Origin of the sequence: Prevotella sp. Sow4_E9_plate, assembly GCF_052116205.1 — a bacterium.
GTDB lineage: Bacteria > Bacteroidota > Bacteroidia > Bacteroidales > Bacteroidaceae > Prevotella.
Genome location: NZ_JBQKLN010000171.1, coordinates 1 through 310 on the forward strand (window position 1 = coordinate 1; position 310 = coordinate 310).

The window sequence follows — 310 nt, forward strand, 5'->3', positions numbered from 1 at the left end:
TGATATCAACAATTTGTGTCTTACGGATCTTCTGGCATGGTATATCAATCAAGAGCCGACCACAACATTTACAATAGACGGGTTCGTGCTTTACAATTACGTCTGGTTCTGTATAGTCTGCAGTGTGTGACCCTTGTGGCCAGGCTGTCCACCGCTCGGCTTTCCGCTTGGCTTGCGAAGAGACTTTGTCCTGCGCAGTTCACGGGAAGCGATACTTTCTTGGGATGGAGGGATACTGCTGTTACTGCTGTTTTTCTCGGGCTTTCCTGGTGTACTTGATGTATCGTCATCAGCACCCTCGAGTTCCTTG

The 310-nt window shown here is 48.7% G+C and carries 1 pseudogene; it reads right to left on the reverse strand.

Features of this window, described 5'->3' with window-relative positions:
• Window positions 1-96: 96 nt before the first annotated feature.
• Window positions 97-310: pseudogene (locus ACTQ53_RS17735) on the reverse strand (IS66 family transposase); the annotation flags it as partial.